General features: G+C 43.9%; 4 protein-coding genes. 1 reads left to right on the plus strand and 3 read right to left on the minus strand.

What is annotated here, in order from left to right; genetic code table 11:
- Nucleotides 1–19: 19 nt before the first annotated feature.
- Genes JOC49_RS02250 through JOC49_RS02260 form a run of 3 tightly spaced genes read right to left on the minus strand, consistent with a single transcriptional unit; the run spans nt 20 to nt 11,395 of the window.
- Nucleotides 20–1,540, minus strand: a complete 1,521-nt coding sequence (locus JOC49_RS02250; protein WP_204661768.1) for an S-layer homology domain-containing protein — start codon at nt 1,538–1,540, stop codon at nt 20–22.
- Nucleotides 1,541–1,552: 12 nt separating this feature from the next.
- On the minus strand, nt 1,553–4,594 hold the full coding sequence (locus tag JOC49_RS02255) for an S-layer homology domain-containing protein (RefSeq protein ID WP_204661770.1): 3,042 nt from the start codon (nt 4,592–4,594) through the stop codon (nt 1,553–1,555).
- An 18-nt stretch (nt 4,595–4,612) separates the two neighbouring features.
- Entirely contained in the window at nt 4,613–11,395 is a 6,783-nt protein-coding gene (locus JOC49_RS02260; protein ID WP_204661772.1) for an IPT/TIG domain-containing protein, read from the minus strand.
- Nucleotides 11,396–11,549: 154 nt separating this feature from the next.
- Between JOC49_RS02260 and JOC49_RS02265 the strand changes: the two genes are divergently transcribed.
- Entirely contained in the window at nt 11,550–12,443 is an 894-nt protein-coding gene (locus tag JOC49_RS02265; protein ID WP_204661774.1) for an HD-GYP domain-containing protein, read from the plus strand.
- The last annotated feature ends 45 nt before the right edge of the window (nt 12,444–12,488 follow it).

Genomic DNA, 12,488 nt, shown 5'->3' on the forward strand with positions numbered 1-12,488 from the left:
CACCGCGACGACAGTCGCACTATCTATTGAGTATCTTCTCCCTGTAGTCGTAGCTGATGTCGTCTTTGAGGTGGTTGATGAAGTTAATGAGCATTTGAGAGGCTTCATCTTTTTTGACCCATGCGTTAGGGTTGATGTAGCCTTCTGGTGTGCCGGTTACAAGGCCCACTTCTGATGCCATATAGATGGCGTCTTTTGCCCATTCTGGGATAGCTGCATTGTCGGCATAGTGGGTGTCATAGGGTGGTGCCGGTGCCATGTATTCTATGCCAAGTGCACGGACAAGGATGGTAATGGCTTCGGCTCGGGTTAAGGGCTCATTGCCTTTAAAGTCGTAGCTGCGTCCGTTCATGATGCCGTTTTCCTTGATGTATTCTAGGTAGTGGTAATCTGGGTGATCACTTGAGATGTCATTGTAGAGTTTGTCTACACCGGGTCTTTGCCTTTGTATGATTTCAGTCCGTGTGGGCTCTGGCAGCTTGCCGTTGATGACGTTTACAACGGCCTTGCCGAATTCCAGTCTGGAAATCACAGAGCCTGGGACGAAATAATCGTTTTCCACTTCAAAAATCTCTAGGGAAGTGAGGAGGAAGATGTTGTCCTCTGCCCAGTGGCCGCCTATGTCTCTTAAGCGTGGGATCACAAGGGATTTGGATTCCAAGATAACTTCATCGCTTATGTGGTCTTCTCCAGTGGACCGGCGTATGGACTCGAGGTCTACAGCACCTTCATTGGCATAGGGCATATTGTAATCGTAAGTGAGGACATTTTCTTCACGGATAATTTTAAAATAATTGCCTCTAAAACTGATGTTTTGAGGGTCTGTATGCTGGTAAGAGAAGTCGGTTTTTCGGGTCGTGGCCATGCCCACATCTGCAGTACCACTCCAAATCACTTCGGCTTCACCCGGTTCACCAGGCCCGTATTGTGTGAAGCTGTGCTTGATTACTTGGGTTTCATTGGCACCCCAGTAATGGCTGTAGCCTACAATGGGCCTTGCGTCTGTAACAACATGAAATTCGCCATTATTTTGGCCAAAAGCACCATCGATGTAATAGGTGCGTTCTGCTAGGAAATTACCTGAATAGTAGTCTACAGCAGGTGTGTTGTCAATAATGCGCCCTTCAAGGAAGGTGTATTTTCCAAGGGTGAAAATCCCATTTGGGGTATTGATGGTTTCTTCATACCCCGTTAGGGTTTTTTCATATGTGGTTTGTCCAATGTTTGCGTTTTCAGTTTTAACAACATCATAAGTGAGCGACCGTTCAAGGGTAATGGTACCATCTGCACTGGTGAGTTCAAAATCGTAATTGAGTCTGTAGGTATCCGATGCCTCAGGAACATCTGGAATTTGTACCAGCCCTCTCAGTACAACGGGTTTACCCGTAACAAAAGTCACTTCTCTGTATTCATTGGCGCCGGAAATCTGAAGATCGCCAACCACGCCACCATCCATCCAGATGATGCCTGCATGTGAAATTGTGCCAGTTAATAGGATGACCAGTAGGGATAGGGCCACTTTTATAATCCAGTGTTTCATGATGAACTCCTTTTAGCTTTCGATAAAGATTACAAGTGCATTGTCCTTGATGCGCATAATGTAAAGATAGTCGCCGGGTTGAATGTCGTCTACAGTTTTGATGGCATTGTTTTTGATAACAATGGTATCGGTGTAGCGAACAAAGATATTGGTACGGTTTGCAGTCCATTGGCCTGTATAGGCTGTCCAGTCGTGGGAATCTGTTAGTTCAATTCGATCCCAGTTGTGGTCAAAGCCTGTGACAATCCCTCTGGAAAGAACGGCATTTTGGTATGTTTTTTCAAGTTCTTTGGCGATGTCCGCTTCTTTGTAAAGGCTGTCGTCAATGTTTTGTCCCGGAAGCAGGCCCTTGTGGCGCATGTGCATGGCAATAACCGAGTTATCTGCTGGGTTTACCACCATAAAAGCATAGTAGCGCTGGAACTGAAGCCCTTGTGTTTGAGGGTGGTAACCTTCAGTGACATTTTCACTTTTGGCATACGCATCATGCCAGAAGTCACTGGCTTTAAGGACAAGGTCTTCTTCAGGATCTGTGACATCCACTATTCTGGAGTTGGTGTAGAATTTGTAGTCTCCTGAAATGTTTGGATTCACTGCATTTAAAAAATTATTGGTGTAGCTGGTATAATTGGCCAGCGTAAAGCTGGATGTATTGACGTTTTCAACAGCACCAATTCGAATCCGGTCAAAGATGTCATCAAACGGGGTAACCACTTTCACCACCATGGCATTTTTGTTGTAGGTGCCCGTTGGGCTTTCTGAAACCACATAGACGGTGTCTCTTGGACTTATGTGGCTGTTTGGCACCACAAGGCCATCCTTGATGACAATGGTCCCTTCTGTAAGGTTAAAGTTTTCTTTGGTGTTAATGTCAAACCTGCCAAGGGTGTGGTCAACTGTTCGAATTCGACTTGAGAAAGTGCTTTCTCCACCTGTTCGAACAGAAAGTTTAACCACTGTTGGCTGACCGTAGACACTTTTCACCACTGCATAAACGTTGTAGTTTTGATACTTGCGGGAAAGCTCTGTTTGGGTGAGTTTTTGGTCTCCAGCATAGAATTCAGTTTGATCGTTAATCTTAAGGTTAAGGGTATAAGCCTCTGCTGGTGTCCAGTCGTTGTTGGCAATAAATTCAGGTTTTGAGAACCCATCTCCGCCAACCAGTTGAATCTCCCGTCTACCGGAATTGACATTTTTCAGTTGCCCCTTGTAAATGATTTCAAAAAGGATTTCAGGGGCTTCGATTTCCACTTTGGAAATTTCATCGGTTGCAATATTGTCAAAATAGAGTTTAACAGAAGCACCTGTTTTTAAGGCATCTGCTGTAACGATGTTGCCATCTTTTGTAAAGACTGTATTGGGGCCAACTCTGTAAAGCTCTCTTTGATCGTCTGAAAGGTTGACCCAGAAGCTGGTTTGATAGATTTGGTCTACCTTGCCCATGCGCATTTTCCCAAAAGGCGGAATGTAGCCTGGTTCGCCACTGTAGGATTCCCCGCGTGCGCTCACCAGATAGCCATTTGTAATGTCCACTGTAACGGGCATCCCATAGACATAATTGTCAATGCCAGTGACTCTGTCATTAATGGTTAAAATGGCATAAGGGGCCAGTGGGAAGGTGTATACCCTATCGTCATAGCCAAAAATAGTCATGGTGGCCGGCCCATCTTCAGCAATTGGACTTACGGTACGAATGGTTCCTGAAATTTGCTGATTTTGATGGGGGGCTACTTTTATATAGACCACTTGGTTGTCGGCGTTGACGAGGTATTGGACAGCGTCTCCGTTTTCCAGAAGCTGTACCCCGCCAATGCCACCATCTTTATAGGTGATGATGTCATCCCTTCTGCCGGTGTAGGTGTCTTCATTGACTAAAATGTCAAAGACATTGCCAGTGACATCTGTGATGCGATAAATTTCTGTAATAACGCTTTGGCCATTGACCACTCGGGTTTCTGTTCGGAGGTCAGAGACGGTGCCATAGTGATAAATGCTGTAAAGGTCTGCTTCTGCAGCTGCCCCCATCCGTTCAAGCACCTTATTGTCATCGAGAACCTCCGCATAGTGGAGGACACCCTCTACTGTAATGTATTCCAGTTCATCCCCAAGGTCAATGGACTTGCTGCTTGTGGATAAGTTGTCCTTAAACACGCTATAATCCACACGAACGTTTCCCTTTGTGTGGGTTTCGCTGATAAGATTGGTTACGGTGCCGTCCACATTTTTAACAGTGATGGTCCGGCGGTCTATGGTATTGCCATCTTCATAGAGGGTTTCAGGTTTTATGCCAACAACAAGGCCAAAATTTGAAGCCATGCCCAGTCCATCTGCTTGGACGTCCAGTAGGGCATTTGAGATTTCCCCCAGTTCACTCCGCGTTAAAGTGCCTTTCGGGTCAAAAGTCCCATCGTTTTTTAGGGGCATAAGGCCCTGAGAAACAAGGTCTTCAATAATCGCCCTGTAGGTGGGATTCACAGACTGCCAATCTGAAAAAGCAAAGGAAGTCTGCTGGTCAAAATTGTTGGGCACACCAGCTGTTCGGGCGACCCAGACAGCAAGTTGCTCCCGGCTAACCGGTTCAAGTAGGCCGACAACTTCTGTGTCTAACACAATGCCAGTATTTTGTGCTTCAACAAGCATTTCTTGATTTAAAAGCCTTGTAAACTGATCTTCAGAAGTGGCTGAGCCCATAAGGGCATCCACACGGGCCATTACGGCTTCTTCCCCACCCGATAGACGGACCAATTGGTAAATGGCGTCATAGCCTGTGGCTGGCTCAGATGGGTAGTAGCGTCTTGCCCCATAAGTTCTAACAATTCCAAGTGCCGACAAACGAATGATTTCCTCTTTGTTGTAAAGGTCACTGATGTCAACATAGCTGGCATTTACCAAAATGTCTAAGCCCTTGGCCGACCCCCTAATTTCTTCTGCGTTTTCTGTGTCAGTAGGGATGGCTGTAAACTGTGGCACCAAGGTGTCAAAGGGTGAATAGGCAAAGCTGGCAGTTGGCATAATCATGCTTAAAATAAGTAGTAGGATGGTGATTTTTTTCATGTGTCTGGCCTCCTTTGCCTAGTAGTTTGTGAGAATTACAAAATGTCCTGCCTGATTGATTCGGGTTGTAATTCGGTTCAGTCCGGTATCAATTGTGGCTTCCACTGGACTGTAAGTTCCAGTTCTTGAGTCGTATTTATAGAGTCTGATTTGAAGTTCGTCTGCTAAGGATAAGCCCTGTGGGTTGTAGTTAAATGTCACATCCATGGTCCCCGATAGGGTATCAAAAGCAGAAGCGCCTTCATTGGCACTGGCATCAAAGCCAATGCTATAGACTTTGGAAATTTGTCTCTTGCCTCGAATGCTCGGTGTGAGGTAGGCCCTTGCACCATTCATCTGGGTATTTTCTGTAAGCCTTGCATAGGTGTCATAATAAACCGCCATCTGATGGAAGGTCTGGGTTCCAAAACTCACCGGCGTAAACCGGTACAGGGTTTGACCAAAATCTAGCGTGATGCTGGTCCGGCCCGATTTAACCAAGGATTCCGGCATGACAATTTGTTTGAGGGTTGTCCCGCTTGTCACTTGGTCTTTTAAGTCTAGGTTTAATGACGTCTGTGTGAGTTTCGGCGCAAAGTCCACTTGTATGCGGTCACCACTTGTTGTCACCAAATGTGTTTCCCCTTCAGGAACCCCTATATCGCCATCTGAATCCGTTGGGCCAATTTCATCTACATCCTTAAGTTGGTCATGTGTCAAGGCTGCGAGGTTTGAAAAATTAGATGGTCCGAATTTATTAACGGCTTTAAGGACAAATACAATGCGCTCGCCGGTTTCTCTGTTTTCAAGACCTGGGAGCTCCGTGATTTTATAAGGTTCAATGTCGGTAATGCCCAGGTACTGGAAGTCCCTATACCCTGCGTTTACCAGTTCAGAATCTGTTTTAATCCCCATGTACACATAGATTTCAAAGTACTGGGCATTTTCTGCGATGTAGTCGTAGAGCTTGATGTACTGGTCATCCACCACAGTGACTTTTAAGCCTTTTGGGTCAGCTGGAATTGGTACAGTGTACGCCAGTTTAACAGAATCGTCCGTTGTACCGCCATCTTCATTTCTGACCACTATGGCAATTTCACCCTCAAACAAAACTTCAGGCGTTGTCACTTTCAGTGTGGTTGAATCAATAAACTCAACGGACTGAGCCATGGTCCCTTGCTTGACGTAGTGAATGCTGTCGTCCCTATAAATGCCGTGTTCTGATTCTGGAACATCTTCTCCCGGTCTGACAGTAAGCCATTCGCCACCAAAGTAAACACGTGCATTTTCAGCAAATCCGGTCCCCTTTAGTATAATTTCTTGGCCACCTGTCACGTGAATCCTGCTAAGTCTATTGCCATCAAGGTCTGTTACGACAGGATCTAGTGTTGGTGCCGATACCACTGTAATGGCATTTTCACGAACGGCAATCCCATAATCGTTATTGAGCACTTGAATGGTTTTGGATCCCAGGGTCATATTTTGTGGCGTTTTAAAGGTCAGTTTTGTACCCCGTTCTGAAATTTCAACATTGGTAATTGGGATACCAGCACGTGTGCCTATGATTACATATGCGTCTTCTCTAAAGTCAGCCCCTCTAAGGGTAATGGTGTTGCCCCCTGCAATAGATGTTTTTTCTGGGGTAACGGTGTCAATTCTCGGCCCTGAAAGTGGCTTTTTATACACAAAGTAAATGGGCAATTTTTTTTCTTGATAATTGGTTTCACCCAGTAAATCCGAAAGATTTGCTGAAGAGGCCAAACCTTGGTCCTCATTTTGAATCATAATCGGATAGTGGGCATTAATGTCATTTTCACTCCCTTGTGGCACATTGGCTACAATGAGGTCGTATTCCTGCCCATCCACGACTTTTGTGGTGAGTTCTTTGACAGTGGCTTCGTAAGGGCCTATGAATACTTTTACGCCTTCTCTAAAGTCGTTACCAATAATTTCAATGTCAACGCCGCCTTGTACGGACGCTTCCACAAACCACTCCTCTTCGTCATATGAAACGATTTTAGGCTCTACTGTGAGAATTCTTGGCTCACTGTCTGGGTTTGTGTAGGTAAATGCACGCGAAGCGCTTCCACCATCCGCATTAAAATAGGTCATTTGTACAGTGCCAATGCTGTAGTAAGAAGGTGTGTACACTGCCACGTGGTATTCGTTGTCATACTGTACTTCTGGTGCGTAGCCACGCTCTACAATAAGGCGCCTGTCGGTGATTTCAAGCCGGATGTACTCATAGGCATTGCCGGAATACACTTCTGGGTCAACGTCTTTGAGATTTTGAGGCACGTAGTAATTGTCAGCTGATGATTTGAGCATCCCCAGTGGCACGTAGACGGTTTCGCCATCATAATCAAAGGTCCGCGAGTAAATGATGTTGTTTTCTGTAACGGTAACTTGTACGGATTCTGTGTCCCCTCTATAAATTACATCTAGGCCACCTTCCAGTTCTACGGAGGCCCTCTGATTGTTGATTAAGCCTGAGTTAGGCTCTACCCGGTTGATGTTCCTATTGGTTATTTCGCCAAAGCGAATTCTGGCGTCCACCTCTTCAAGCAGGACAATTTCAGTTGGGTCATCGTTGGCATAGCCGTAAAGCTGTGACCTAAAGAACTTTGATCCGTAGATGTCTTTAGGTTCCTGTCCCTGCCGTCTGCCGAAGTTTGGCACCATGGAGCTGATAACAGGATTTGTGGAGGTATAGGTGTAATCCACTTTATTGCTCACACCAGAGTCGTTGTTAATCACATATACTTCTACTTTTCCCGGTGCATGCTGTGGGGTTATGACTTTCAAGTACCCTCTCGAATACTCCACGATTTTCGCTTCATTTTCTCCAAAGTATATTTTAGGTAAAATAGGCGATTCATAATAAACGTCGTAGTAGGGGTTTGTAAGTTCTGGGAAGGTCTTAACGGCTTCAGGATCAACGTCATCCGCTAAAATATCATCCCATTTCCCATTAATATAAAGGTCTTCAAATTTATCGCCAAGGTCATATCGGTCACTGCCAACTGAGTTTTCATAAGGCTCATAAAATCTAAATTCATAGCCAATAATTTCCACGATTTGTCCACCGTTTGCAGACCCACCTGTGGGAATAATCCGGTCTATAGTTGGGGTCGATGTTGGAATAATATAGGTAAAACCTTTTTCTTTCCAGGCGTTTCCACCATCTGGATTTACCACAACCACTGGTACATCCATCCTGTCCACGCCATAATCTGCATTGAGGTCCTTTATGGACGGCGGCATTTTGATAATGATATACTTGCCATTTATGTCCACGTAAGTATCTGTCTTTGGCACTTCTACGGAATCCACATAGACCTTGATGTCATCTTCAAAGTCACTGCCTCTAATGGTAACGTAATACCCACCATCAACAGACCCTTTTGTAGGCGTAATGGTTGTAATAACAGGCTTTGAAGTGGCCTGAGAAATATAGTAAAAGCCTTCTTCACCTGTTTTGGAATCACTTTTTGTGTCCGGATTTATAACGGTAACATCCTTATAGCCCCTACCGGTTGAAAGGGGTGGCACTTTAAAGATAATTTGATTTTTTGAAAAAACAGTTGTGTTATTGCCAGTAATTGCACCCGTTACATCATCTTTCATATAAGGGGTAATCATATCCAGTTGGTAAACCCCTGGCCCACCAATGGAAAGGCCATCTGCATTAAAGTCTAAAGCCGTTTCATTGCCAATGTTATCCCGTGCAATAATGGCACTATTTTTCACAACCAACCTATAAGTTTTTTCCCGACCATTTGTGAGGATGGGGTCACCTGCAAAATTGTAACTGAGTGTAAACCGTTCCGGTTGTATCAGTTCTCCAGATCTAAGGGTGATGGAATTTACATAGTTTGAAAGGTACACTGTTTCTAGCCCTTCACTGTCCACGCCAATTCTGGCCAATCGGTTGTCCATTTTAGCTGTAAAGACCGGCCCGTTTTCTATGGCAATTGTTGTGGTGCCAACGCCTTGGTTGACCCCACCTGTATAGGTTATGGTGGCTGATCCGATTAAGTCGCCATCCCCATCATAAGCCTCGTAGCCACTTGTTGTCCCTTTAATGGCGTAGATGTCATTTTCCAGTTTAAAGGCTGGATTGTTGGCGTCATCATTGGTTAAAGTGGCGTAAACTGTGTTGCCGTCCACATTAGAAGTCACTGTCGTATTGTCCTTGAACTGTGAGTAAACCGCTTTAACGCCATCTTTCCCAATAAGCGCATTGGCATTTGGCACGGCGTATTGGTTAAAAATAATATCGCCTGATGGGCTTAGATTATAGGTGTTTACATCTTTTCCATCTAAAAGAATTCTGGACCCTATGAGTCTATAGCCGTCCACGCCAGATTCCAAAACCGCACTTGGGTCTGGGGTTAAAAAGTTCTCGCCATTGACAACCACAAGTGTATCTGCGGTGCCTTGCTGTGGTGTAAACGTTTCAAGAATTGGATTCTGTTGAAATGTTTTCACATAACTAAAAGAACTAACGGCTATGCCCCCACTTGGGTTCATAACAGAAAGCTGAGTTGTCCCTTCCCGGCCTGGTGGCGCTGTAAAAGTGACAATAATCTTGTTGCCTGCTGTATCCAGTTCTCTTGTAAAATCTGTGAGTTCCACACCATCCAAAAATAGGCGCATGCCATTTTGAAGGTTAGACCCTGTTATGGTAATGGTGTCGCCCCCTTCTACTGTTATGATATTAGGGTCAACACTTTCAATTACAGGGATATCCGTTGTGCTAATAAATTCAACACTATTGGACTTAATGGCTGCATCGCCAAAGTCATCCGATTTTCTCACAGGATTGGTCACTTGAACATGTTTAATTCCTGCGTCTGAAATTAAGGCCTGATTTGGAATTCGAACTAAAATCCGTGTGCCCAGCTGATTGCCTTCAACCCCTGTGACCACGTTGCCATCTGCATCCAAGACCGTCATTTCAAGCGGAATGATTCGGCCTTCTGAGTCTCTTAACACAGTTGATGTGGCATCGTCTTCGTTCAGTTTATATCGAATAATGCCCCTAACGCCATCTACCTCTTCATTTGGAAAAAAGGCCAGTTGGTAGCGGTTATTGGCGGTATTGTTGTCATTTTTCTTAATTAAAACGGTTGGCATTCTTACAATTACAGTACCTGTGTCATCCACAAACCGGTCAACCATAAACTGATTTCCAGAAATGGAGATTAAAAGGTCCTCTTTCAATTTGTTGTAATTGGCATCTGCTGCCTCCACCTGGATTTTATCCGGTAAAATGGTGTCAATTTCAGGTGTGTAGGTACTTGGCACAAACTCATACCCATTTGGCAGAGTGACAATTTGATTAAAGGTATAGACCTTACCCGAGTCACTGGTTATAACAGTTTGCATCTCAATTATAACGTCCTTAAAGGGGTCTTCTTGAGCGTCTGTAATCCGGCCTGTTAATACATTGATTTTATCGGTTGCTGCCATCACCACACTGGGAACACCTGCCCCATCTTTTTGGAATTTAACTTTTCCACCAATTTGAATGTTTATGGTCCTTTGAATGGTGACATTTTCTTCTTTATAGGTTGCCCCTGTGCTGGTGTAATCAATGATCAATCTTTCATCATTTGTATCTGTGGTGTAGGTTGCAGTGGCATTTGGCACATCTAAATCGGGAATATTTAAGGTCACCAGATTGGTACCGTTAATTTCCACGTTGCCGCCAGTATCCGGTCCTTTTACAGGATATATGCTGGTAATTCTCGGTTTATAGGTTGTCTGAATCACTGTAAATTCTTCAAATTCTGGCCCGTCCATCACATAATGTTCGGCCACCACTTGCTCTCGCTCAGCAATGTTTTCAACTTCAGTCACTAAAACAAAATAGTTTCCAAGGTCAAACCCTGGTGCATTTGGTACGCGGACTGTCAACGTTGACACCCCATCATCATCCGCTTCACTTAGGGACACAAATGTGGCCCTATTAAGTGCGGTCAATTGGTCCGTTCCATCGGTTCGTTTGACAAAATAGACTTGATAATTTTTATTTTCAAAATTCTTGCCTGTAATGTAGAGGTCATCCCCTTTAGCACCTGTGTTTGGGTACATACCGACTTCTGTTAGGTTAATGTCCCGAATCACTCTAAAGAGATCTGTATAAACGTAATCAATCGCCACTTCTAAGTTGTCAAAGGCTGCGAGTTGGGTATTTCTTGAGAGAAAGACAGACTGGTAACCTAAATTGGAAGTGGTAATGTTTTCAAGTGTTAAGGTGTCCTGTGTTGCGGTTCCTTCAAACGGCGTTGCCTGAGCTTTTGAGGCACCATAGGTCGCTGTGATGTCTGTTGGCATGGCAAATATTTGATTGAGGTTGTTGCCCTGAAATACAATGGTTTCATTTGGTGTGTCAATGTTGACGACCCGCTTATCAGAACCACTAATCACAGGAAAACTGGAAAGAGGTAGGGGAATCACTTCACCATTGATCATGATGTTGCCTGTAAAATAAACCGCTTCTCTGGCGCTGAGTTCAATTCTTACGAATGAAAAAGCGTTATCTGTCCGGGTTCCAATTTGTTTGTATCCCCCTGCATCACCAGGAATATACTCCGGTTGCATATCAAATCTAATTTCAACATCTTCGAGATTTTGACCAGATATTTGAACAAATCCACCCGTTGCACCAAATCCAAGGTTATTCACTTGAAAATTGATTCGGTTCACAACAGGGTCTTCATCGCCCGGCCCCTCTATAACATATGCAAATGTCTGATTGGGGACGGCGGATAAAAGAAGTATAATGATTAGGAGTAAACTTAATTTACGTTTCATATGGTCACCTCTCGAGGAAATTTATAAGTCTAAAATATCTACAGTTTCAATAATTTATCGGCACTCTTTGGACTGAACTTTATTGCGAAATGATTACAAACTGTTTTATTTGGCTATAAATATGTGTATAATAAGTTTATTTTAGGAGGTTCGTATGGTTTATAAGCATATTCCAGCACTTGACGCTGAGTCCGTCTATGAAATTAGTGGCAAGCAATCGCGCATAATCAAAAAGCACCACGATCAACAGATTCAAATTACGCTTTATGAACTTTCTGAAGACCGCATCTTATATGTAGAGCCAGTTGATGGTGAAGGCAGTTACAAAACTTATTATGTTCAAAGTGGCAAGTGCTTAATCCTGGAAACGAACGCGGAAATGTCTTCAGGTGATTTTCTCATATGCAACGGATCAGAGGAAGTTCTAACGCTTAAAACGCTTGAACCCACTGTAATTATAGTGCACGCTGCTGCCTATGATACTTATAAAACCATTCAAGACAGTCAAGATAAAATTACGATGCTCCTAAAAAGCATTCAAGAAAAAGACCACTATACGGGCGAACACAGTTTAAGGGTTTACGAACTGGTTAAAAAACTGGGGATGCAGTTGGGCTATAAGGCCATCCGACTAAACAATTTGACAAAAGCCGCTTATTATCACGATCTCGGAAAAATCTTTGTTGAAGATGAAATTCTTAACAAGCCCGATCGGTTGTCGGATGAAGAGTTCGAGGCGATTAAGCTCCACGCGACGCTTTCAGAGTCTCTCATTAAAACCCATTTTAATGCGGATGTTTATGATATTATTTCCCAGCACCATGAACGGTGGAATGGAAAGGGCTATCCAAAGGGGCTTAGTGGCTTAAATATACGTGAAGAGGCGAGAATTATAGCAGTCTGTGACAGTTACGATGCCATGATCACCGATCGCGTTTATAAAAAAGGAAAAACCGAAGAACAAGCCCTCCAAGAATTGATAGAGCTTTCAGGCATTCTCTACGACAAACGGCTTGTGGATGCCTTTGTTAAAATGATTCTCTCCTGAAATATGATTTTAGGTAAAAAAAAAGACTTACTTATAAATAAGTAA

Origin of the sequence: Fusibacter tunisiensis, assembly GCF_016908355.1 — a bacterium.
Taxonomy (GTDB): Bacteria; Bacillota; Clostridia; order Peptostreptococcales; family Acidaminobacteraceae; genus Fusibacter_D; species Fusibacter_D tunisiensis.